Genomic DNA, 22,247 nt, shown 5'->3' with positions numbered 1-22,247 from the left:
AGGAGGAGGTCATGTGACCGGATTTCCGCTTCCAGCCGAGCTCGCCGCGCGGGCCAGGGAGGTTCTCGCCGGACGGGTCGAGCCGGTGCCTCCGCGGGACGCCGCCACGGTGGTGATCCTGCGGGACGGAGCTCAGGGCCCCGAGGTCTACCTGCTGCGGCGCAAGTCCACCATGGCCTTCGCGGCGGGTGCGTACGTCTTCCCCGGCGGGTCGGTGGACGCCCGCGACACCGACCAGGCCGTGGCCTGGGCCGGGCCGTCCCCCGCGGAGTGGGGGGCGGCGTTCGCCGCGAGCGAGGAGCTCGCGCGCGGCCTGGTGTGCGCGGCCGTACGCGAGACGTTCGAGGAGACCGGCGTGCTGCTGGCCGGCCCGGGGCCCCACTCCGTGGTGGCGGACACGACGGGGGACGACTGGGAGGCCGACCGGCTGGCGCTGATCGACCGGAGCCTCGCCTTCGCCGACTTCCTCGCCCGGCGCGGCCTGGTGCTCCGCTCCGACCTCCTCAAGCCCTGGGCGCACTGGATCACGCCGGAGATCGAGCCGCGGCGCTTCGACACGCGCTTCTTCGTGGCCGTTCTCCCCGAGGGCCAGCGCACGCGGGACGTCGGCGGGGAGGCGGACCAGGTCGTGTGGAAACGGCCCGCCGACGCCGTCGAGCTGGCGCACCAGGGGGAGATCTTCCTGATGCCGCCCACCTACCACACGCTGACCGAGCTGTCGGCGCACGCCGGCGTGTCGGACGTCCTCGCGGCTCACAGGGAAATCGTGACCATCGTCCCGAGGGCCGTGGAGATCGAGGGCGAGATGCGGCTGGTGATGAGATGAGCGGCCTGCACATCCCGATCGGCACGCCCGACGGCTCCCGTACCGAGCACGCCGAGAACCTGCTCGCGCCCAACCCTTCGATCATGACGCTCGACGGCACCAACACGTGGGTGATCGGCGCGGGGGAGGAGGTGGTCGTCGTCGACCCCGGCCCGGACGACGACCGCCACCTGCGCCGCGTGCGCGACCACCTCGCCGATCGCCGTGTCACCCAGATCCTGCTGACCCACGGCCACTTCGATCACAGCGGCGGGGCGAAGAGCTTCGCCGGGATGGTGAACGCCCCCGTGCGCGCCCTGGATCCGCGCCACAGGCTCGGCGACGAGGGCCTCGCCGACGGCGACGTGGTGACCGTGGCGGGCCTGGAGATCCACGTGTACGGCACGCCGGGCCACTCGTTCGACTCGCTGTGCTTCTGGCTGCCCGCTGACAGGGCCATGCTGACCGGCGACACGGTGCTCGGCAGGGGGACCACGATCATCGCCGGCGACGGCGGCCTGGCCGACTACCTGCGCAGCCTCGACCGGCTCAGGGCGGCCGCCGAGGGCCTGGAGGCGCGGGCGCTGCTGCCCGGGCACGGCCCGGTGCTGCCCGACCCGATCGGGGCGCTCGACGGCTACATCGCGCACCGGCGCGAGCGGCTCGACCAGATCAGGGCGGCGCAGGCGCAGGGGGCGCGCACGCCGCGCGAGATCGTCCGCATCGTGTACGCGGACGTGGACAAATCCCTCTGGGCCGCCGCCGAGATATCCGTACGGGCCCAGCTGGACTACCTGGAGCGGTTGTAGAGCCGGTCCATGTCGAGGATGGTCACGGCCTTGGCCTCGATGCGCAGCCAGCCGCGCCCGGCGAAGTCGGCCAGGGCCTTGTTGACCGTCTCGCGGGAGGCGCCGACGAGCTGGGCCAGCTCCTCCTGGGTCAGGTCGTGGTGCACCCGCACGCCGTCGTCGGTCTTGGTGCCGAACCGCTCGGCGAGGTCGAGCAGCTGCTTGGCCACGCGTCCGGGCACGTCGGTGAAGACCAGGTCGGCCAGCACGTCGTTGGTGCGGCGCAAGCGCTGCGCGAGCGCGCGCAACAGGTGCAGAGCCACCTCGGGACGGCCGGTCAGCCAGGGGCGCAGGTCGTCGTGTCCGAGCCCGGCCAGCCGCACCTCGGTCAGCGCCGTGGCCGTGGCCGTACGCGGCCGCGGGTCGAACAGCGACAGCTCGCCGAACATCTCACTCGGCCCCAGCACGCTCAGCAGGTTTTCCCTGCCGTCCGGTGAGGTGCGGGAGAGCTTGATCTTGCCTTCGAGCACGACATAGAGCCGGTCGCCGGTCTCGTTCTCGTGGAAGAGCGTCTGCCCCTTGGAGAGCTGGACCTCGGTGATGCTCGTACGCAGCGCGGCTGCGCTCTCGCGGTCCAGCGCGGCGAACAGGGGGGCCTTGCCCAGCACATCGTCGGTGTTCACTCTGCCTCCTCTGCTGCCATTGTGACTCACCCCACTCAAGGCGGCACACACAGGTTATGGGAACGGCAGAGTGGTTTGGGCAGGCCTACCCCCTTTTATGGCCTCCTTTGTGGGCTCGTCATCGTTCGTGGCAGGCCAGCAGGTCGTCGACCGAGGCGACGGCGGTCGCCATGGAGTGCCCGAGCAGGGCCCGCAGCACGTGTGCGGCCGCGGGACGGACCTCCGGATCCGGGTGGCGGCACCGCTCGACGGCGGTGCGCAGCACGGGCGGCAGCACGTCGGGATCGCCGCGCCGCGACCCGGTCGCCGCGAACACCACCAGATCGGCCCAATCCCGCATGTCCTCTGACATCGCCCGGTCGTCCCGGACCGTCGCCGCGCCCTCCCAGCCGATGAGCACCTGGCCCCGGGTGCCGAGCGCCACCGTCTGCGGGCCGAGCCGCAGGCCCGCCGTGCCGCGCGCGTGCAGCCGGGCCATGGCCGCCGCGCAGGCCCAGGCCAGGCGGTGCAGCGCCGTGCCGCTCAGCGGGCCGTTGCGCCGGACGAAGTCGGCGAGCGCCGCTCCCCTGGCCTGGTCGTCCCTCGCCCGTCGCGCATGTGACAGTCGCATGTTTTCCTCCCGTGGTCGCCCGTTGTACGCGCTCCGCGACGTCCCGGGTTCAACGGGTTTTGGAGATGGCATGGATCGGGCACGCGGAAGGCGTTCTACTCTTGCGGCATGGCGACGAACGCGGCGGGGCGCAAGCCGGAGACCCAGCTGGCACTGGTGCGGCGGGCGCGCAAGATGAACCGCATCCTCGCGGAGACCTATCCGGACGCCCACTGCGAGCTCGACTTCACCAACCCGCTCGAACTGCTGGTCGCGACCATCCTCTCCGCGCAGTGCACGGACAAGCGGGTCAACATGGTGACCCCCATCCTCTTCGCGAAATATCCGACGGTCGAGGACTACGCCGCCGCCGACCGGTCGGAGATGGAGGAGATCATCCGTTCGACGGGGTTCTTCCGCGCGAAGACCAACAGCATCATCGGCATGGCCCAGGCCATCTGCGAGCGCCACGGCGGCGAGGTGCCGGGCAAGCTGAACGACCTCGTCAAGCTGCCGGGCGTGGGCCGCAAGACCGCCAACGTGGTGCTGGGCAACGCGTTCGGCGTGCCCGGCTTGACCGTTGACACCCACTTCCAGCGACTGGTGCGCCGCTTCGGCTGGACCGAGGAGACCGATCCGGTCAAGATCGAGCACGTGGTGGGCGCGCTGCTGCCCAGGCGGGAGTGGACGATCTTCTCGCACCGGGTGATCTGGCACGGCCGTCGCATCTGCCACGCGCGGCGCCCGGCCTGCGGCGTCTGCCCGCTGGCCGCGCTCTGCCCCTCGTACGGCACCGGCCCGACCTCGTCCGCCGAGGCCCAGAAGCTCGTCAGGAACGGCCCGTTCTCCTGAACGCTGTCTGCCGGACGTCGCGCCACGTCCCACAAATCCCCGGACCCAGCCCTCAGAGCTCAGCTCCCCCTCAGACCGCGCCTCCAGCGGACCCCACCTCATGCCCCGTCTCCCAAGGGGCTCAGCCGAAGTGAGGCGGTGCAGGGAGCGTGCGGTGAGACGCGGGGGCGACGACCTCCGGGAAGTGACGGAACCCCCGGCGTGTTGGAGGATGCGTGACCCAAGTGCCCGACTGGCTCGACACACTGGCGGCGCAGGCGCAGCGGACCAGCGTCCCCCGATACCTGCGACCACCCGCCGGACAAGGCCGGCACGCCGCGGTGCTGATGCTGTTCGGCGAGGGCCCGCACGGCCCTGACGTGCTGCTGATCCAGCGCAGCACGCGCGGCCGCAGGCACGCGGGCCAGCCCGCCTTCCCGGGCGGCGGCGTGGACCCCGAGGACGGCGGGCCGGTGGCGGCGGCGCTGCGCGAGGCCGAGGAGGAGACCGGGCTCGACCCGCGCGGGGTGCACGTGCTCTGCACGATGCCGGAGCTCTACCTCACCTACAGCGACAACCGCGTCACGCCGGTGATCGCCTGGTGGCGCGAGCCGTCGGCGGTGCACGCGGCCTCGCCCGACGAGGTCGATTCGGTGGAGCGGGTGCCGATCGCCGAACTGGTCGATCCCGGCAACCGGACCATGCTGCGGCATCTCAGCGGCATCGCGGGACCGGCGTTCCGGGTGCGGGGGATGCTGGTGTGGGGCTTCACGGCGATGGTGCTGGACTCGGTGCTGCGCGAGGCCGGCCTGGAGCTGCCGTGGGACCGCTCGCGCGTGGAGGAGCTGCCTCCGGAGGTGCTCAGGCTGGCGCGCTGACCGCGGCAGCGCTCGAGCTAGTGCGCTGACCGCAAGGCCACGCCCAGCGAGGCCCAGCCGGCCACGTCGGCGTCGCTGTCGCCGGCCAACATGCGCAGCGTGTCCAGGCCCGCCGGGTCCGGCGGGTCGCCGAGCACGTGGTGCAGCGCGTACGCGGCGCCGTACCGCACTCTGGCGTCGTCGTGCCCGGCCAGCTCGATCACCGACGGCAACGACCGCGGGTCGCCCAGATGCCCGAAGGCGATCAGCACCGAGTAGAGCACCATGGCGTCGTGCTCGCTGGCGGCCAGATAACGCAACACCGGCAGCGTACGGTCCACGAACGGCCGCAGCATCCCCATGATGTCCACCCCGAGCAACCGCTCGGCCACGCTGTCCGCCGCGCACAGCCGGCGGGCCTCGATGAAGGACTCCAGGTCGCCGCGCTGGCGCAGCACGGAGATCACGTGCCAGCGCAGCGGGCCGTCAGGGTCGCTGTCGTGCAGGGCTGCCTCGATGAGATCGCGCACTGTTCCCTCGGCCGGCGGCATACCGCCCAAGGTAGTAAGCAGGGTGACGCCGTCCTGGCCGAAGACGTGCACGCTTGACCGTATCGCTGGCTACCTTTGAAGCGTGCGCGGTGATCTGCTTGACCTCATCTTGATCGGCCTCATGGTGGCCTTCGGCATCTCGGGTTACCGCCAGGGCTTCATCATCGGGGCGATGAGCCTGGTGGGGTTCGCCGGCGGCGCCGTGCTCGGCATCTTCATCGCGCCACCGATCGCCAAGGCCGTCGTGGACGGCGACACGCCGCAGGCGCTGCTGGCCATCGTGATCGTCTTCCTGTCGGCCACCATCGGCCAGTTCGCCTCCTCGACCATAGGCGCCGTCGTACGCAGCCACGTCACCTGGGAGCCCGCCAAGCTGGCCGACGCCGTCGGCGGCACGTTCGCCAGCGCGCTGTCCGTGCTGATCTTCGCCTGGCTGATCGGGTCGCTGATCATCTCCACCAGCTTCACCGCGCTCGTCGACCAGGTGAAGAACTCCGCGCTGCTCACCACGGTCGACGAGGCGATCCCGCAGGCCGCCCGCAACTGGCAGCAGCCGTTCAAGAAGTTCATCGACCGCTCGGAGTTCCCGCCGGTCTTCGACGCCATCGGCGCGGGCACGATCATCGACGTGCCGCCGCCGGACCAGAGCGTGCTGCAGGGCGACCGGCTCGGCCGGGCCCGGCGGGCGATCGTCAAGGTGCAGGGCAACGCCGAGAGCTGCAACAAGCACATCGAGGGCACGGGATTCGTCTACGCCCCCGGCCGGATCATGACCAACGCGCACGTGGTCGCGGGCGTGACCAGGGACCTGCAGGTCATCGACCACAACAACGTCAGACACTCGGCCACGGTCGTGCGCTACAACCCGCGCCGCGACATCGCCGTGCTCTACGTGCCCGGGCTCAGCCTGCCGCAGCTCGCCTTCGACGGCGAGGGCGGCCGGGGCGACAACGCGATCATCGCAGGATTCCCCAAGGGCAAGGGGTTCACCGCCGAGCCGGCCAGGATCGGCGGCCGGCTCGACGCCGAGGGCCCCGACATCTACCGGGAGAACACCGTCACCCGCCAGGTGTACGCGATCCGCGGCACGGTCCTGCCCGGCAACTCCGGCGGCCCGCTGCTCACGGTCGACGGCCGGGTCTACGGCGTGATCTTCGCGGCGGCGGTCAACGAGAAGGAGACCGGCTACGTGCTGACGGCCGAGGAGGTCGCTCCCGACGCCTCCGCCGGCCGCAACGACACCGTGCCGGCCAGCACGCAGGAGTGCGACTGACTCACCTCCGGCTGGACGTCACGCTGATCGCGTACTCGCCGCGCTGCGCTGACCGGCACGTCATCCGACCGGCGCTGTACTGATCGGGCACGTCACTGGCCCGGCGCTGCGCTGATCGGGCACGTCACCGGACCACAGCGGCCCCCTATCTGCCCTATTCGGGGAGTTTGTCCAGGATCAGGGCGATCGCCTGCTCCGGGTCGCTGTCCTGGCTCAGGTCGGAGGCGGCCTTGCCGACGGCGTCGTACGCGCCGCCGTACGCCTGCGCCTTCGCCGCGCCCCGGCTGAAGAGCGTCACCGCGCCGCGCCCGTTGCCGCGCTGCAGATGCGTCAGCCCGACACAGATCTGCGCGAGGCCCTGCCACAGGTCGCGCTCCTCCTCGGGGGCGCATTTCCAGCGCCCCTCGAACACCTCGTGCGCGTTGAACGGCAGCCCCTCGCTCAGGAACCGGCGGCCGTCGGCGAGGGCCTGCTCGGTGGTGGGCGCGTAGTCGTCGGGCACTCTGGGCACGCCCGGCGAGCCGTAGGGGAGCGGCCTGCCGAACGTGTCGCGCGGCCTGGCCTGGCGCGGCCGGCCTTCGGGGTCGCGGTCTCTCATCGGTCGGGCTCCGGGTCTGCCAGCCAGCCGAGCAGCTCGGTGTCGAACACGTCGGGAATCTCCTCGTGGGGGAAGTGGCCGGCTCCTTCGAGCAGCCGCCACCGGTACGGGGCCGCCACGTAGCGGCTCGAGCCCTGCGCCGTACGCGGCAGGGCGCGCGGGTCGAGGGCGCCGTGCAGCTGCAGCGTGGGGGCCTCGATCTCGGTGCGCATGGCGCGGGCGTACCGGCGGCCGTCGGGTCGCAACTGGGAGCGGCCGAACCAGCGGTGGTACTCCAGCGCGCAGTGCGCCACGGCCGGGATCGTGAACGCCTCCCGGTAGACCCGCGCGTCCTCGGCCTCCGGCCAGCCCGGTCGCGACCAGTCCTCGAGGAACCGGCCCACCAGCGCCGCGTCACGCCGAGTGAGACGGAACTCGGGCAGCAGCGGCACCTGGTATCCCAGTGCCCCGCCGCTGGCCTTGAGCTGGCCGAACGGGTCGGTCAGCAGCGCGTTGCGCATCCGCAGCGGATGGGGCGCGGACACGGCGACCAGCCGCCGCACACATTTGGGGTCGAGCACGGCCATCGTCCAGGCCAGCAGGCCTCCCCAGTCGTGCCCGACCACGATCGCCCCGGTCTCGCCCAGCGCCCGGATCAGCCCGGCCGCGTCGGCGGCCAGCGTGGGCAGGTCGTAGCCGCGCGGCGGCTTGTCGCTGCCGCCGTAGCCGCGAAGATCGGCCGCGACCGCCCGGTATCCGGCCTTCGGCAGCGAGACGAGCTGGTGCCGCCAGGTCCACCAGAACTGCGGGAACCCGTGCAACAGCAGGACCAGCGGCCCTTCGCCGGCCTCGACGACGTGGAAGCGGGTGCCGCCCGCGTGCACCGCGCGGTGCGTCCAGGGCCCCTGGATCTGTACGACGGACTCGTCAGCTGCCATCGCGGGTCACCGGCTCGCGATCTGGGAGTGTCGCGGGGAGCGCCGGCTCCTCGGGGGTGGCGATCTCCTTGAGTCCCTTGATCGACCTGGCGGTGCGCTTCATCCCCGCCAGCCCCTTGAGCCGCCTGATCCCGATGAACACGAGCAGAGCCGCGACCACCAGATAGAACATGGTCACGATGAGGAACGCCGCCCAATTCGGCAGCCACTGGGCCAGCACGTACGCGATGGTGAAGGAGGCGAGGATCAAGCACAGATGCGCCATGAACGCAGCCGCGGCGAACAGCCCCCCTGCCGTGCCGACCCGCTTGGCGTCGAACCTGAACTCGGCCTTGGCCAGCTCGATCTCCGAGCGGACCAGGGACGAGATATGGGCGCTCGCCTGGGCGACGAGGGAGCCCAGGGATTCTTCCTCGGGAGTCTGCGGCATGAACGTCTCCTATCGAGGCCCGGTGGCCGTGTCAATCATCATCTTGCGCATTGCGACGCCCGCGTAGCCGAACGTGCTGCGTATCGCCGCCATGTCCCGGCAGTGGAGCTCCTTAGACTCCCAGATCTACCCGATCGGAGAAGATAACGCCCAGGCCTCGTGCGTCCGGCCGCGCCCCCTGCCGGAACGCGATCGACGCCCCGCCCCCTGTCTCCCCGGGGCTTCGGCGCGGCCACGTCGGGAACTGGCCCGGCGAAGGTCGCGCCCAATGGGAAGGCGCATGCCCCGACTTATCGGGACATGCGCCGTTATCGGGTGGTGTCAGTCCTCGGACTTGGCCGAGGGGAGCTTCTCGGAGATCAGGTTCATCACCGTGCTGTCGGCCAGGGTGGTGACGTCGCCGATGCTGCGGTTCTCGGCCACGTCACGCAGCAGACGACGCATGATCTTGCCCGAGCGGGTCTTGGGCAGCTCGGGCACGACCAGGATCTGCCGCGGCTTGGCGATCGGGCCGAGCGTCTTGGCCACGTGGTTGCGCAGGTCGGTGGCGATGTCGTCGCTCTCCTCGGCGCTGCCGCGCAGGATCACGAACGACACGATGGCCTGCCCGGTCACCGGGTCGGTCGCGCCCACCACGGCCGCCTCGGCCACCTTCGGGTGGCTGACCAGCGCGCTCTCCACCTCGGTGGTGGAGATGTTGTGGCCGGAGACCAGCATGACGTCGTCCACGCGGCCGAGCAGCCACAGGTCGCCGTCATCGTCCTTCTTGGCGCCGTCGCCGGGGAAGTACATTTCCTCGAAGCGGCTCCAGTACGTGTCGATGTAGCGCTGGTCGTCGCCCCAGATCGTGCGGAGCATCGACGGCCACGGCTCCTTGACCACGAGGAACCCGCCGCCCCCGTCGGGGACGCTGTTGCCCTGGTCGTCGACGACGTCCGCGGTGATGCCGGGGAGCGGGCGCATCGCGGCGCCGGGCTTGCCCGCGGTCACGCCGGGAAGCGGGCTGATCATGATGGCGCCGGTCTCCGTCTGCCACCAGGTGTCGACGACCGGGCAGCGGTTGCCGCCGATGTGCTCGCGGTACCAGACGTACGCCTCGGGGTTGATCGGCTCGCCGACGGAGCCCAGGATGCGCAGGCTGGACATGTCATGCTTGGCGGGGATGTCGTCGCCCCACTTCATGAACGTCCGGATCGCCGTTGGGGCGGTGTAGAGGATCGTGATCTTGTACTTCTGCACGATCTCCCAGAACCGGCCGCGGTGCGGGGTGTCCGGGGTGCCCTCGTAGATGACGCTGGTGGCGCCGTTGGCGAGGGGGCCGTACACGATGTAGGAGTGGCCGGTCACCCAGCCGATGTCGGCCGTGCACCAGTAGATGTCGGTCTCCGGCTTGAGGTCGAAGACCGCGTGGTGCGTCCAGGCCGTCTGGGTGAGGTAGCCGCCGGTCGTGTGCAGGATGCCCTTGGGCTTACCGGTGGTGCCGCTGGTGTAGAGGATGTACAGCGGATCCTCTGCGTCGTGGGGCTCGGCGGTGTGCTGGTCGCTCTGGCGGTCGACCAGGTCGTGCCACCACACGTCCTTGCCGTTCGTGGGGACGTCCTGGCCGGTACGCCGTACGACGAGGACGTGCTCCACCTGCGGGCACTCGGCGACGGCCTCGTCCACGGTCGGCTTGAGCGCGCTCGGCTTGCCCCTGCGGTAGCCGCCGTCAGCCGTGATCACCAACTTGGCGTCGGCGTCGTCGATGCGGCTCTTCAGCGCGCTCGCCGAGAACCCGCCGAACACCACCGAGTGGATCGCGCCGATGCGGGCGCAGGCCAGCATCGCGATCGGCAGCTCGGGGATCATGGGCATGTAGATGGCGACGCGGTCGCCCTTGCCGACGCCCAGCTCCTGAAGGGCGTTGGCGGCCTTGCTGACCTCGGTCTTCAGGTCGTTGTAGGTGAGGGTCCGGGTGTCGCCGTCCGGCTCACCCTCCCAGTAGTAGGCGACCTTGTCGCCGCGGCCCTCCTCGACGTGGCGGTCGACGCAGTTGTAGGCGACGTTGAGCTCGCCGCCGATGAACCACTTGGCGAAGGGGGCGTTCCATTCGAGGGTCTTGTCCCACCGTTTGGCCCAGGTCAGCCGCTCGGCCGCGCGTTCCCAGAAGGCGAGACGGTCTGCGGCGGCCTCGTCATATGCGGCTGCGGTCACGTTCGCGGCCGCCGCCAGGTCAGCCGGAGGTGCGAACCGGCGGTTCTCCTGCAGCAGGTTGGACAGCGCCTGGGGTTCGGTGCCAGGGGTCTCCGGGGCCACCTCGTGCTCCTTCTATGGCCAGGTTGGATAGGTCGTGTCCCACTTCACCAGCTCACGGCCACTACACACAAGAGGTCTAGACAGGTCTGTACCGTGTGGGCGGAGATGGGGGAGCTCTTATCAGACTGCATTACAAATGCGGCTGAAATGTTGTCATCTTGAAATCGGGAAAATATGCGGCTGCGTCGGAACGGGATTATGGGTCCCCCGGGCGCGGCCTCTTTGACGGTGGTCCGGATGGCCGACATTCACAGGCAGTGAGGTGCCGGGATCTCTTCAATGGCGGCGTCTGTTTGGCGGAAGGGCTTGTTCGGGGGGCTTGTTCGGGCGTTGGGGGCTGTTTGAAGGAGCGGGTCGTACTCGCGGGTAAGGTCGGGTCCGTGAGTGACCCATTGGCCGTCATCGCGCGGTTCCCCGGTGTGCCGGACGCGGTGGAGGAGGCCCGCCAGGCCGTCGACCGGCTCTACCGCCACCGCGTGCTGCGCCGGGCCAGCCCCGCGGTGTCCACGGAGTCGTCCCTGCGCGGCGCCCGCGCGTCGGCTGCCGTCGAGGGCGTCGACGTGCCACTGGACGCCCTGCGTCGGGACGAGGTCCATGACCCGCTCGTCCAGGGAGCGCTGCGCGCGTCGGCGGAGATGGGCCGGCTGGGCGCCACCTGGCGCCGGGCGCCGAGGCAGGTGCTGGCCCGCCTGCACACGGTCGCGGCTGCCGGTCTCGCGCCCCAGCCCGCGCTGGGCCGCCCCCGTACCGAGGACGAGGCCCCGGACCCGCTCGGCCTGGGGCCCGCGCCGGACGCCAAGGAGACCGCCGTCCGTGTGGACGGCCTGATGGACCTGCTCGAACGTCCGACGAAGGCCCCCGCGATCGTGCTCGCCGCCGTGGTGCACGCGGAGCTGGCCGTGCTGCGGCCGTTCGGGACGGCCGACGGGGTGGTGGCGCGCTCGGCCGAGCGGCTGACCCTGGTCGAGTACGGGCTGGACCCGAAGTCGCTGGTGGCCGTCGAGGTGGGGCATCTGGAGCTGCCGTACGGGGAGGGGCTGCGGGCGTACCTGAACGGGACGCCCGAGGGCGTCGCGCAGTGGGTACAACAGTGTGCCTCCGCGGTAACCCTCGGCGTGCGGGAGACGACCGCGATCTGCGAGGCCATGCAAAGGGGCTGAGCGAAGCGCTGCCGCCGCGGACGACCGGCGCGGCGGGGCGGCTGACATAGCTGACGGCGCCTCAGAACGAGACGCCGTCTGCCGGCGCATCACGCCGGGTTACCAAGCGTGCACCTCTATCCGTCGGAGCGGGTCAAGCCCGTCACGACGCGCCTCCCGCGGCTGGTCGCGCGTGGGTGCCCGGCTGATGCACCCGGACAAGTGGTCCGTGACACCTTTCTACGACGGATCCGCCCTGATGGGAACCCCTTGGGCCAAGACCTTTACTTGCGGATGGGCGCGATCATCGGGGCATAGGGGGTGTAGCGGGCGCCGATCGGCGTTACCCGGCCGTGACGATCACTCTCTGTGATCATCTTTATGTGATCGTTATCAGTCGGCGAAAAAACTTGGCGAAAATGCGAGATTGCTGCTCGACGAAACTCGATCCGATCGGGCAGCATACGGTGGTATCGCCGGAAACTGGAGGGGCCTTGTGCAGGATAGGTTTGCAAGTCCCTTGCCAGGCTCAGGTGAAGTGATGAAAGCTTTCTTCTGAAACGGGACCGGCTCTACCCCCCCGGAGCCGGACCGATCAGGCGACCCCCGCTCTCCCCCCCGGCGGGGGTCGCCCCTTTTCCCACCCACACCCCGGTGCCTTCAGCCTCACCCACCCCCGGCTCCCTTGGTCCGCGCTCCTGAGGCCTCACGCCCGAGCGCGCTGCGGCACCGTCCCCGCCCTCACGCTCCCGCGACTCCGCGCCGCCCCGCGCGCTGCGCGCTGCTGGGCACGCACCCCTGCGTCTGCGCGACCCCTGCACCTGCGCGCTCCTCGGCGCGCACTCCTGGGCTCGCTCGCCTTTTCGCCCGCCAGCGCCCCCCGCGCCCCGGCCCCCGCGCCTCATGCCTTGCGGCCTGCGCTCTCCAGGGCTGCCAGCGCTCCGTTGGTCCGCGCTCCCGTGCCTCCGCATGCCCTCGTCGCCCGCGCTCTGTGAGCCGCCTTCGTGTAGTCCCCGCACCTGTGGCCTCGTAGCACTGACTGCTGCCTCCGCTACCGGGCCTACTGCCCGCGGCGGCTGGGCCGGCCGCTGTCCACAGGCACCGCCACCTTCGACACCGCCTATCCCCAGAACCCCGTTCGCCCCCTCGCGGCACCGGCGATCCACAGCACCCTGGACCTCCCACCGAAACGGGAGGCCGAGATGCACCGTCCCCTGGTCATCACCGAGGACCACGCCCTGCTCGACGACCTGGTCCGCATAGCCGCCGCAGCCGGCGCACAACTGGACGTGGCCCATGTTCCCGCCCACGCCCGCCCCTACTGGAACCTCGCCCCGCTCATAGCAGTCGGCGCCGACCAGGCGGAGGCCGTGGCCGCGACCTCACCCCCCGCCCGAGACCAGGTGCTCCTCGTCACCAGAGAGCCGGACGACCCGGACACCTGGCGAAAATGCGTGGCGGTCGGCGCCCAGTCCGTCGTGAGCCTCCCCGGCGACGAACGCCACCTCGTGGAGCGGTTCGCGGACGCCATGGAGCCGGAGCCCCGCTCGGGGGCGGTCATCTGCGTGATCGGCGGCTGCGGCGGGGTAGGCGCGAGCGTGCTGTCGGCCTGCCTGGCCCTGCACGCCTCCGGCAGCGGCCACCTCCGCACCCTGCTCGTAGACGCCGATCCGCTGGGCGGCGGCATCGACGCGCTGCTGGGCCACGAGGAGGCGCCGGGCGCCCGCTGGGGAGACCTGGTGGCGAGGGAGGGCCGGATCGGCTGCAGCGCCCTGCAGGCGGCGTTGCCGTCGTTCGGCGACCTGGCGGTCCTGTCCTTCCACCGGGGCGAGGTGGCGGCGATCCCCGCCCAGGCCATGCGATCGGTCCTCGAAGCCGCTCAGCGGGGCTTCGACCTGGTGGTCGTGGACCTCCCGCGCCACCTCGACCCGGCCGCCGTCGAGGCCCTCACGAGGGCGAAGGCCACCCTGGTGGTCGCGGCGGCCGACGTACGCGGAATCCTGTCCACGGTCCAGGTCGTGGGGGAGGCCCGCAAACACACCTCAGACCTGCGCACGATCCTCCGCCCAGGCGTCGTGGACGACGACATGGCGGCCGCCGCGCTCGGCATACCCTGCGTCGGCACCCTCCCTGACCAGCCAAGACTCACCGCCACTCTCAACCGCGGCGAGCTCCCCAAGCTTGGCCCGCGCACCGTGCTCGGCGGCCTGTGCGCCTCCCTCCTACGAGACGTCCTAGCCGCATGACGGGCCCCGCCATGCCCGCGCGCCTGCTACCCCACCCGAATGCGGGCGTGCCGATTGCCGCCGCGCACAGCAGATGACCCGAACGCAGGAGCAACCACCGTGAAGCCGACAAGTACCTCTTTGTCGCGTCGCCTGGAGCCTTCGACCCCTTCCCCGAAGCCCCCTACGCTTTCCATGGACGACCCTCTGGCCTCTTCTTCCTCTTCCGCGGAGTCGGCGGCCACCGTGTCCCCAGAGCTGGTGGAGGCCGTCCGCGTGCGCCTCGCTCGCACGGGCGCCGAGCCCAGTGCCGCTCAGGTCGCCGTCGCCCTCAGAGCCGAGAAGGCCGTGTACGGCGACGCGGAGATCCTCGCCGTCGCCCGTGCCCTGTGCGCCGACCTGATAGGCGCCGGCCCGCTTGAGCCGCTCCTGGCCCGGCCCGACGTGACGGACGTCCTGGTCAACGGCCCACGCGAGGTGTGGATAGACGACGGCAGCGGCTTGCGCCGCACGTCGGTGACCTTCGCCGACGACGCGGCCGTCCGCAGGCTGGCCCAGCGCCTGGCGGCCGCGGCGGGCCGGCGTCTGGACGACGCCTCGCCCTATGTGGACGCCAGGCTCGCGGGGGGCGTACGCCTGCACGCGGTGCTCCCACCCGTCGCTCCCGGTGGCACCTGCGTGTCGCTGCGCCTGCCGCCGCGCCGCACGTTCACACTCGACGATCTCGTGTCGGCAGGCACGATCACGCCGTCCGCAGTCCCGCTGCTGACCGCCATGGTCGCCGCGAGACTGGCCTTCCTGGTGACCGGCGGCACCGGCACCGGCAAGACCACGCTCCTGTCCGCCCTGCTCTCGCTGGCCGATCCAGGCGAACGCCTCCTCCTGGTTGAGGACTCTGCCGAGCTCCGCCCGCTGCACCCGCACGTCGTACGCCTGGAGACGCGCCCGGCGAACCTCGAGGGCGCGGGCGGCGTGGGCCTGCGCGACCTGGTGCGCCAGGCACTGCGCATGCGCCCGGACCGCCTGGTGGTCGGAGAGGTGCGCGGCGCCGAAGTCGTGGATCTGCTGGCCGCACTCAACACCGGCCATGAGGGCGGCTGCGGCACGCTACACGCGAACACCGCGGCCGATGTTCCGCCCCGCCTGGAGGCTCTGGGGTGCGCGGCCGGACTCAGCAGAGAGGCCGTGCACAGCCAGTTGTCCGCGGCCTTGGACGCCGTCATCCACCTGACCCGTGACCGCCCGAACGGCCGAAGACGCATAGCCGAAATCTGCCTACTGACCATGAGCTCCACGGGTTTCGTCGAATCGATCCCCGCGCTGACCTTCGACCCAAGGGGCAACCCGCAATCCGGTCCGGGCTACGCCACCTTCGTCCACGCCGTACAGCAGAACACCCGCACCCACTGAACTCCACAAGGGGGACGAATGATCAGCAACCCCCCTCAAGCCGATTCCCTACTCTCCCAGTCACCGACACGACGACAACGACCGCAATGGCGACACTGGAGGCACGTTCGACAATGATCGCCGCCTGGGCGGCCGCGCTGTCCACAGCCTGCGCCGTATGGCTGTGGACAGGTCCCACCACCGCCACATCCCGCCTGTCGAAACTGACCTCAAGCCATCAGAGGCCCCAATGGCGCTCCCTGCGTAAGCTCCTTATCCGCCCATCTCCTGCCCGCCGGGCCGAAGCCTGGCGACTGGCGTCGATCGAGCTCTGTCAGGCTCTGTCGGCAGAGCTGTCCGCAGGCCGCACCCCAGGAGAGGCCCTGTCCAGGGCCATAGCCGCAGTGGACTTCCCCGAGCCCGAGACCCTGCGTCCGGTCCTGGCAGCGGCGAGGGACGGCGGCGACGTCTCCGCCGCCCTTGCCGCCTCGGCCCCGCCCCAGGGAGGCGAAGGCCTACGCCACCTTGCGGCATGCTGGAACGTGAGCGTCACCGTGGGCGCCGGCCTGGCAGCCCTCGTCGAACGCGTGGGAAGCACATTACGCACGTCCCAGGCGCACCGCCAGGACGTAGCAGCGCAGCTCGCAGGCCCACGGACCACGGCCAGAATGCTCGCCGTCCTCCCTGCCCTCGGCCTCCTGATGGCCGCAGCCCTGAACATGCACCCGCTGGGTTTCCTGTTCGGCAGTGTCCCGGGCCTCGCATGCCTGGTCACGGGGGTAACCCTCGACGCCTGCGGCCTGTGGTGGACCCACAGAATGGCCACCCAAGCCCAGAGCTGATCCTCACTCTGGCCCAGGCTCCTTACCAAGGCATCCGGCCACGCAACTCAAGGCCACCGCTCACTGCCCCGAGCCTCCACGCCGCCACGTGCCCCGAGCCTCCACGTGCCCCGAGTCTCAGCCCGGCCGCGTGCCCTGAGTCTCAGCGCGGCCGCGCATCGAGCCTCGCGCTGTGCAGCGCACCGAGCCTCGCGCCGTCCGTGGGATCCGAGCGCACGCCAGACGGAGTCACTCGCCACCCGACCCACCGACCCGATCGGATCACTCAAAATGCTCCTACTGGTATCAGCCATTTGCGCTGGCATGGCGGCGTGGCTGTGGCTCTCACCCAGGACGCCGCAGGAACGCCTGGCCCGGCTCCGTCCTCCACACAAGGATCCCGGCAGCCGGCCTCATCCTCCTCCACCAGCCCCGTTGCCCTTCCAGAACCTCCACGACCGCCGAAATGCATCCTCATCAGGCTCGGATGTCGATCAGCTCCAGCCCACCTGGCTATCTCCCAGCGGCGAGGAGGCACGCCCGATCGCCCGCAAGGCGATCATCACCTCCATTTGCGCAGGACTGGCGACCGCAGCGCTGATCGGCGGCATCGTCGGAATCCTGGCCGGCCTCTTGATCGCCCCCGCCACCGGCGTCTACCTCCACAGAAAGGAGCCCACGCAGACCCAGCACGAGCGCGAACAAATCGCCAAGGACCTCCCATTCGCCGCCGACCTGATGACCGCGTGCCTCCTCGCCGGACGTCCGGTAAGCGCCGCCACCGAGATCGCCGCAAACGCGATCGGCGGCCCACTCGGCCAGCGGCTGGCCTGGGTCAGCACCCAACTACGCCTGGGCGCCGACCCCGAGCCGACTTGGGGTCTCCTGGCCAAGGACCCCGCCCTCGGCCAACTCTCCCGAGCCATGACCCGAGCAGCCCAGAGCGGCGCACCCGTAGCAGACGTCCTGACCCGCCTGGCCGACGACGCCCGGGAGGCCTCCAGAGCCGCCACCGTCGCCTCGGCCAGGCGCGTCGGCGTGAAAGCAGTGGCCCCCTTGGGCCTGTGCTTCCTACCGGCGTTCGTCCTGCTCGGCATCGTCCCGGTTATAGCCGGCCTCGCTTCCACAATCGTCCTCCCATAGCTTCTCTAGCTCCTCACCCCCACCCCCTCCTCCGCAAAGCCGTGCCCCGTACAACCGTTTCCGTCCCACCACGAGTTCGGTAATTGCCTTGCGCACCAGGGCTCCGGCTTCGTCGTCGCCATGGCCTTCGCTGCCGCACCGAGCATCGAACACCGAGCGCTGACCACCCGCCTGCCAACGCCGAGCACGCTCATCTGCGGCGTCGTTGTCCACAGGCTGTGCACCACGGCGTCTTCATCCACAGAACGCCGCTCGGCACGTCGAGTCCCGGTCGATCTGAGCGAACCTAAGAGCCCCGCCGGACGAGATCCCGGCTCCGCCGACACCTGGAGGCACGATGCATGGCCCCATCACCACGCCAGACACCATCAACGCCATTCCAGAAGCGATCACCGCCATGACGCCGGACAGCACAGCTCGCAAGGTGAATCCCAGCAACCCGCATCACACCTCATCCAGCGCCGTAGCTCGCATCAGCGCTCACAACCCGATCGACGTCGCCTCGGGTGAACCCACAACGCACAGCGCCACTGAAGCCGCTAACGCTGCACATGAGCCCACAAGGGACGTTGACGCAGCGTCCAAGCACCCAGCACCAGCCATCCACACCGACAATCTCTCGAACGAGACACCGACGACCGCTCTTCACGACCGAGCCACATCGCGAAGCCCGCGGAGACGGTCCAACAGGTGGCTCCACTACGCAGCCGCCAACCGGGAGCGAGGCATGTCCACAGCCGAGTACGCCGTAGGAACCATCGCAGCCTGTGCGTTCGCCGCGCTTCTCTTCAAAGTGGTCAGCAGCCCAGAGGTTCAGGAAATGCTCACATCTCTGATCGACCGAGCCCTCAACACGAACAGCGGATGACCCGCCTCCGGGCGCGGACCTCCACGGACGGCAAGCGGTCGGCATCGCGGGGTTCGGTGACAGCTGAGACCGCCGCGATGCTGCCCGCGCTCATGGTGGTCCTGGCCGCCGCACTATGGGCGATTGAGGCCGTAGGCGTCCAATTGGAGTGCGTGGACGCGGCTCGCGCAGCAGCCCGGGCCGCCGCCAGGGGCGAGCCAATTGATCAAGTTCGCCACGTCGCCCGCTCGGCCACACGCGCAGACGCTCAAGTAGACGTGACCCGCGACGTAGAGACGACAAGAGTGCAGATCACAGTGCAAGTACGCCCGGCATGGGGATCGTCACTACCGGCGGTTCGCGTTTCTGCCGAAGCCATCGCCGATACCGAACCATGACGACCTCCACGACCTAGGAGGCCATGGAGCCTTCAATGCCCTGGAGCCCTGACACCCAGCCCGCGTCACCACAGAAGAGCAAGCCAATGACGCCGCGCTGCCTGTTTTAAGCCTTGGCCCAGCCGCATCGATCGGCTCCATGGCTCCCAACGACCTTCAGCAAGGCATCCATGCCCAGCACCACGCCACCAGCCAATGAGAGGTAGCAATCAACCCCCTGGGAGGTAGCAATCAACCCCCGTGAACGAGGTTCTGCCACGCTGTGGGGCGTCGCCCTCATGGGGCTGCTCATGGCCATCGCCACGGCCTTCGCCACGGTGGGCGCTGCACGCGTGGCCCGCCATCGCGTCAACACCGCCGCGGACCTGAGCGCCTTGGCGGCCGCCAGGATGGCCCTCTTCGACCCGGAGGGCGCCTGCGCCAGAGCCGCGGCACTGGCCACGCAGAACGGCGTCCGACTGACCCGATGCGAGATCAACGACGACGTGGCGGACGTCTGGACGGCGTTACCGATTTCGCTGCCTGTGGTCGGCACGCGAACCGTGATGGGCAGATCACGAGCCGGCCCTGCAGAGGCGCCCCCCGTGGAGCTGGATTCCTAGCCATCTCTCCTTGGAGGAGCTCTCCCTGACACGGTCTCCTGACGCGGCGGAGGGGCGAGCACCGGGAATGACAGGTCGATCAACGGCCCGACCGACGGCGTGCGACCGATGACGCAGGATGGGCCTCACACGACCGGCGCACGGGGCTGGCCGTGCCCGACCGGTGGCGCGGGGTCGGCCTGACCCGACCGATGGCCTGGGGCTCGCCTGACGCGACGGACGTTGTGAGGTAGGCGTGACTCGACTGGTCGCCTCCTCTCCTTTGCGGGACAACGCTTATGACGGCCCTGCATCCGTTGGGACGGAGATGACTAAAACGCTGCCCTGTGCGCCATGGAGGTGTCAGGACCGTGGAGTGGGGTGGTGTAGCGCGTGGGGCTTCTGAGGCCAGGTCGCAATCGAGTCACGACTTCTTGGACATGGTGTCCAAGAGTTGGATATCTCACGTAACGTTCCGCTTACCCTCGGTCCATGCCGTCTGTGACACGGAGTCTGGGAGAGCCGGAACAAAGTCGCTAGGGTGCTGGTCCGGGGGCGGTCGGTGACCGTATCGCCGGGCGGACTGCACTTCCGGTCGTCGCTCGGGACGCCCCCATCTGGGCGGCCGGGCGGCGCGAGGCTCTCGATGGAGGGAAGCGTCGTGACGGTAGTTGGCAGAGTGGTGACCGCGGGGATTGTCGCGGTGGGATCCATCGTGCTCGGCGGCTCCGCCCCGGCGGCCGCTGTGGCGCAGGTCGACTCCTCCGGACAGATCACCGCGCCCGCCGACGGCCAGGTCGTCTCGAGTCCGTCCGTAACGGTCTCCGCGCGTACGGGGCTGATGCAGTTGCGCATGGGCCTGTACGTCGAAGGGCCGTCGACGCCCATGCAAAAGGTGGCCGAAGGTGGAGCGAATCAGACGATCTCCGGCACGTTCGACGCCGGAAACGCCCCCAATGGCACCTTCACCGTGACCCTCAAGGGCGAGATCACCGGGACCAGGTACGCGAGCACCACGTTCAAGCTGCGGCGGCCCGCTGAAACGCCGGGCAACGTGAACGCGAGCCTCCAGGGCGCCACCAAAGTCCTCATGACCTGGAGCAAGGGGGCCGAGCCCGACCTGCAGTCGTACGAGGTGTCCAACACTCAGTCCGGCATCGTCGGGCGGTTGCCCGTGGACAGCGCATGTGACGCCTCTTCGTGCAAGGCGACGCTCACCGTGCCGCCCAAGGCGGCGGGGCAGAAGGTGGGGTTCACGGTCAAGGCGTTCCGGGGTGACGGCGACGGCGGGTCGATCGGATCGGGCGAGTCGGGCGCCGCCTATGTCGCGGTCCCCACTCCTCCCACTGCCCAGCCGAAGAAGGAAGCGCCCAAGACGCGGGGGACGCCGAAGGAAAGCAAGAGGGTCGATCCGCTGCCCACTCTGCCTGCCAAGAAGCAGACCCAGCCCACAAGCAAGCCGACCACACGCAGGCCGGGGGTCTCCAAACTGCCCGCCATCCCCGATACCGACTCCGACGGCAATCTTCCGATCCCCACCGCGGACGATCGCGGCGAGACGGACGGCCTCACCCCGGAAGGCGCCAAGAACGGTGCAGATACCACGCCCGTCCAGGCCGGCGGCGTGAAGGCCCAGTCGGACGAGTCGCCGATCGCGAACATCGGGCAGTACGGCCTCTACATCGCAGGCGGTCTGCTCCTGCTGCTGCTAGGCGCTCACGCCGGTGCCTGGGCTCGCCGGAGGGCGCTCGCCACCGAGGGAGGAAGGCATCCCCAAGCCCCTGCCGGCACGGGTGCGGCCGTGGCTGCCGTCCCTCTCGCGGCTGGAGGGCCGGAAGGGGCCGTGCCGGTGGCCGGTGCGGCGCGAGGGGACGACGACGGTGTCCTGCCCCCTGCCACACCACCTCGGCGCAGGCCCGCTGTGATCCTCGCCGTGGCCAAGACCCGCATTCCGGATCAGTCTCGCGTTGCGGAGTCGTCCTCGGTCGATCGTTCGGCTGATCATGCGATGTCCTCAGCCGGCGGCCGGAGTGGTGGTCAAGAGCGATCCTCGCGCGACCACTGGTCAGGCGAAGGTCGGGAGCGGCCCTCGCCCGACCGTTCAGGGGGCGGTGAGGAATCGGTTGTGGCGGAGCACCCGGGCAATCGAGGGTTGTCCTCGGTCGACGGTGCGGAGAGTCAGGAGCGGGGGCGGACGGACGATCCGGTTGTCCAGCGCGTGGCGGCTCGGGCGGATGATCCGGTAGTCCGGGGGGTGCCTTCGGCAGGCCGCGTGGGCGCTCAGGAGTCCCCCACGGTCGGCGCTTCGGGCGTTCACACAGCATCCTCCGGCGACCGGCCGGGAGTTCACAAGGCATCCTCCGGTGACCGGCCGGGAGCTTACGGGGCCTCCTCCGGGGACCGGCTGAGAGTTCACGGGGCATCCTCCGGCGGCCGGCCGGGCGTTCAGGAGCCGATCGGCGCCGACAGCGGGCGGGCACAGGGGACGTCCCCTGCGGATGGTTCGCGCGTCCAGGGGCTTCCGCGGACGGTCCTGGTCGACCACGCGCGCAAGGACCTGCCTGGACCCGTGCTGCCCTTGGGCGGCGGCGAGGCGCGCGCCGCCGCCGGGGAGGCGGGGGAGGCGGGAAGTGTCAAGGAAGGGCATGTGGTTCGTCACGAGCCGGTTCGGATTGCTCTGCCCAGTTCCGCGGTGACGGATGTGGCGGAGCCGTCCACCTTGGTTCCCAGGGCCGTCATACGGATCGAGGATCGCTGGGACGACTACTTACCGCCGTCGCCCAGGTCCATGGAGGACAGTGGATTCTGGGAACGGCCGCAGCCGGGAGCCGCCGATTTCTGGGCCGCGGATGACGATGACGCGGATGGTCGCGGAGACGATGAGGATAAGCGGGCCTACGCAGTTCGTCGGAATAAAGGCACGCATAGTTAGTAAAAGTGTCGGGGCTGAATATGTCAGGGTTTGTTGACTCTGTCAGCAAATATGCCTGAATTGGGTCATGGGTGGTTCATGACAGCGTGCGCTTCGCCTGATCAACGGTGGGATGCTGGCGGACGACGAGTATTCGGCTGTGTGCGTGCGGGATT

21 protein-coding genes are annotated in these 22,247 nt (G+C 70.0%); 14 read left to right on the top strand and 7 right to left on the bottom strand.

The genetic code is table 11. From position 1 onward, the window contains the following. Window positions 1-13 precede the first annotated feature (13 nt). Both ID574_RS10830 and ID574_RS10825 read left to right on the top strand, forming a co-directional pair. Window positions 14-826 (top strand): NUDIX hydrolase, encoded by an 813-nt coding sequence (locus ID574_RS10830; protein WP_188188685.1) that lies wholly within the window; start codon window positions 14-16, stop codon window positions 824-826. Then, on the top strand, window positions 823-1,614 hold the full coding sequence (locus ID574_RS10825) for an MBL fold metallo-hydrolase (RefSeq protein WP_188188684.1): 792 nt from the start codon (window positions 823-825) through the stop codon (window positions 1,612-1,614). The genes ID574_RS10830 and ID574_RS10825 overlap by 4 nt, the downstream gene beginning before the upstream one ends. On the opposite strand, the gene ID574_RS10820 is transcribed toward ID574_RS10825, so the two are convergent. Continuing rightward, window positions 1,596-2,276, bottom strand: coding sequence for a Crp/Fnr family transcriptional regulator (locus ID574_RS10820; RefSeq protein ID WP_188188683.1), 681 nt, complete (start codon window positions 2,274-2,276; stop codon window positions 1,596-1,598). The genes ID574_RS10825 and ID574_RS10820 overlap by 19 nt on opposite strands. 118 nt (window positions 2,277-2,394) lie before the next feature. After that, window positions 2,395-2,886 carry a hypothetical protein gene (locus ID574_RS10815; protein WP_188188682.1) on the bottom strand — a complete coding sequence of 164 codons (492 nt, stop codon included), beginning with the start codon at window positions 2,884-2,886 and terminating at the stop codon, window positions 2,395-2,397. A 108-nt stretch (window positions 2,887-2,994) separates the two neighbouring features. Here ID574_RS10815 and nth point away from each other — a divergent pair, with 108 nt between their 5' ends. Continuing rightward, window positions 2,995-3,717, top strand: coding sequence for an endonuclease III (gene nth, locus ID574_RS10810; RefSeq protein ID WP_188188681.1), 723 nt, complete (start codon window positions 2,995-2,997; stop codon window positions 3,715-3,717). 215 nt (window positions 3,718-3,932) lie between these two features. Next, window positions 3,933-4,574 (top strand): NUDIX hydrolase, encoded by a 642-nt coding sequence (locus ID574_RS10805; RefSeq protein WP_188188680.1) that lies wholly within the window; start codon window positions 3,933-3,935, stop codon window positions 4,572-4,574. Between the two features lie 17 nt (window positions 4,575-4,591). On the opposite strand, the gene ID574_RS10800 is transcribed toward ID574_RS10805, so the two are convergent. Continuing rightward, window positions 4,592-5,104, bottom strand: coding sequence for a HEAT repeat domain-containing protein (locus tag ID574_RS10800; RefSeq protein ID WP_188188679.1), 513 nt, complete (start codon window positions 5,102-5,104; stop codon window positions 4,592-4,594). 82 nt (window positions 5,105-5,186) lie between these two features. Between ID574_RS10800 and ID574_RS10795 the strand changes: the two genes are divergently transcribed. Next, complete coding sequence (locus ID574_RS10795) at window positions 5,187-6,377, top strand: MarP family serine protease (protein WP_188188678.1); 1,191 nt, start codon at window positions 5,187-5,189, stop codon at window positions 6,375-6,377. A 154-nt stretch (window positions 6,378-6,531) separates the two neighbouring features. On the opposite strand, the gene ID574_RS10790 is transcribed toward ID574_RS10795, so the two are convergent. The 4 genes from ID574_RS10790 to acs form a co-directional block, all read right to left on the bottom strand. Further along, window positions 6,532-6,975: a DUF309 domain-containing protein gene (locus ID574_RS10790; RefSeq protein WP_188188677.1), complete on the bottom strand. Its 444-nt coding sequence runs from the start codon at window positions 6,973-6,975 to the stop codon at window positions 6,532-6,534. Then, window positions 6,972-7,892, bottom strand: a complete 921-nt coding sequence (locus ID574_RS10785) for an alpha/beta fold hydrolase (RefSeq protein ID WP_188188676.1) — start codon at window positions 7,890-7,892, stop codon at window positions 6,972-6,974. Before ID574_RS10785 ends, ID574_RS10790 begins: the two co-directional genes overlap by 4 nt. Then, a complete protein-coding gene (locus ID574_RS10780; RefSeq protein WP_188188675.1) occupies window positions 7,882-8,322 on the bottom strand; it encodes a phage holin family protein in 441 nt (146 codons plus the stop codon). Before ID574_RS10780 ends, ID574_RS10785 begins: the two co-directional genes overlap by 11 nt. A 321-nt stretch (window positions 8,323-8,643) precedes the next feature. Continuing rightward, window positions 8,644-10,617 (bottom strand): acetate--CoA ligase, encoded by a 1,974-nt coding sequence (acs, locus tag ID574_RS10775; RefSeq protein ID WP_188188674.1) that lies wholly within the window; start codon window positions 10,615-10,617, stop codon window positions 8,644-8,646. Window positions 10,618-10,997: 380 nt separating this feature from the next. Here acs and ID574_RS10770 point away from each other — a divergent pair, with 380 nt between their 5' ends. The 9 genes from ID574_RS10770 (at window position 10,998) to ID574_RS10735 (ending at window position 22,092) form a co-directional block, all read left to right on the top strand. Then, window positions 10,998-11,777 carry a Fic family protein gene (locus tag ID574_RS10770; protein WP_188188673.1) on the top strand — a complete coding sequence of 260 codons (780 nt, stop codon included), beginning with the start codon at window positions 10,998-11,000 and terminating at the stop codon, window positions 11,775-11,777. A 1,181-nt stretch (window positions 11,778-12,958) separates the two neighbouring features. Further along, on the top strand, window positions 12,959-14,002 hold the full coding sequence (ssd, locus tag ID574_RS10765; RefSeq protein WP_188188672.1) for a septum site-determining protein Ssd: 1,044 nt from the start codon (window positions 12,959-12,961) through the stop codon (window positions 14,000-14,002). Between the two features lie 174 nt (window positions 14,003-14,176). Further along, the gene (locus tag ID574_RS10760; protein WP_223166568.1) at window positions 14,177-15,391 is read left to right on the top strand and encodes a TadA family conjugal transfer-associated ATPase; all 1,215 of its coding nucleotides are present in this window, start codon (window positions 14,177-14,179) and stop codon (window positions 15,389-15,391) included. A gap of 86 nt (window positions 15,392-15,477) precedes the next feature. Next, complete coding sequence (locus tag ID574_RS10755) at window positions 15,478-16,212, top strand: type II secretion system F family protein (protein ID WP_336245505.1); 735 nt, start codon at window positions 15,478-15,480, stop codon at window positions 16,210-16,212. Window positions 16,213-16,626: 414 nt separating this feature from the next. Further along, entirely contained in the window at window positions 16,627-17,334 is a 708-nt protein-coding gene (locus ID574_RS10750; protein ID WP_223166567.1) for a type II secretion system F family protein, read from the top strand. Between the two features lie 337 nt (window positions 17,335-17,671). Next, window positions 17,672-18,202, top strand: coding sequence for a DUF4244 domain-containing protein (locus tag ID574_RS61520; protein ID WP_336245504.1), 531 nt, complete (start codon window positions 17,672-17,674; stop codon window positions 18,200-18,202). Continuing rightward, a complete protein-coding gene (locus ID574_RS62250) occupies window positions 18,199-18,579 on the top strand; it encodes a TadE family type IV pilus minor pilin (protein WP_270094298.1) in 381 nt (126 codons plus the stop codon). Before ID574_RS61520 ends, ID574_RS62250 begins: the two co-directional genes overlap by 4 nt. A gap of 230 nt (window positions 18,580-18,809) precedes the next feature. Beyond that, complete coding sequence (locus tag ID574_RS10740; RefSeq protein WP_223166706.1) at window positions 18,810-19,181, top strand: Rv3654c family TadE-like protein; 372 nt, start codon at window positions 18,810-18,812, stop codon at window positions 19,179-19,181. Window positions 19,182-19,839: 658 nt separating this feature from the next. Then, window positions 19,840-22,092, top strand: a complete 2,253-nt coding sequence (locus ID574_RS10735; protein WP_188188668.1) for a hypothetical protein — start codon at window positions 19,840-19,842, stop codon at window positions 22,090-22,092. The last annotated feature ends 155 nt before the right edge of the window (window positions 22,093-22,247 follow it).

This window comes from Nonomuraea sp. SYSU D8015 (assembly GCF_008065375.1).
Taxonomy (GTDB): Bacteria; Actinomycetota; Actinomycetes; order Streptosporangiales; family Streptosporangiaceae; genus Nonomuraea.
This window is presented reverse-complemented; position numbering and strand designations above follow the sequence as displayed.

Coding starts and splice junctions, on each gene's coding strand:
- ssd (WP_188188672.1), top strand. CDS start 12,959: ATGCACCGTCCCCTGGTCATCACCGAGGACCACGCCCTGCTCGACGAC.
- ID574_RS10755 (WP_336245505.1), top strand. CDS start 15,478: ATGGCGACACTGGAGGCACGTTCGACAATGATCGCCGCCTGGGCGGCC.
- ID574_RS10785 (WP_188188676.1), bottom strand. CDS start 7,892: ATGGCAGCTGACGAGTCCGTCGTACAGATCCAGGGGCCCTGGACGCAC.
- ID574_RS10815 (WP_188188682.1), bottom strand. CDS start 2,886: ATGCGACTGTCACATGCGCGACGGGCGAGGGACGACCAGGCCAGGGGA.
- ID574_RS10790 (WP_188188677.1), bottom strand. CDS start 6,975: ATGAGAGACCGCGACCCCGAAGGCCGGCCGCGCCAGGCCAGGCCGCGC.
- ID574_RS10825 (WP_188188684.1), top strand. CDS start 823: ATGAGCGGCCTGCACATCCCGATCGGCACGCCCGACGGCTCCCGTACC.
- ID574_RS62250 (WP_270094298.1), top strand. CDS start 18,199: ATGACCCGCCTCCGGGCGCGGACCTCCACGGACGGCAAGCGGTCGGCA.
- nth (WP_188188681.1), top strand. CDS start 2,995: ATGGCGACGAACGCGGCGGGGCGCAAGCCGGAGACCCAGCTGGCACTG.
- ID574_RS10800 (WP_188188679.1), bottom strand. CDS start 5,104: ATGCCGCCGGCCGAGGGAACAGTGCGCGATCTCATCGAGGCAGCCCTG.
- ID574_RS10760 (WP_223166568.1), top strand. CDS start 14,177: ATGGACGACCCTCTGGCCTCTTCTTCCTCTTCCGCGGAGTCGGCGGCC.
- ID574_RS61520 (WP_336245504.1), top strand. CDS start 17,672: ATGCATGGCCCCATCACCACGCCAGACACCATCAACGCCATTCCAGAA.
- ID574_RS10780 (WP_188188675.1), bottom strand. CDS start 8,322: ATGCCGCAGACTCCCGAGGAAGAATCCCTGGGCTCCCTCGTCGCCCAG.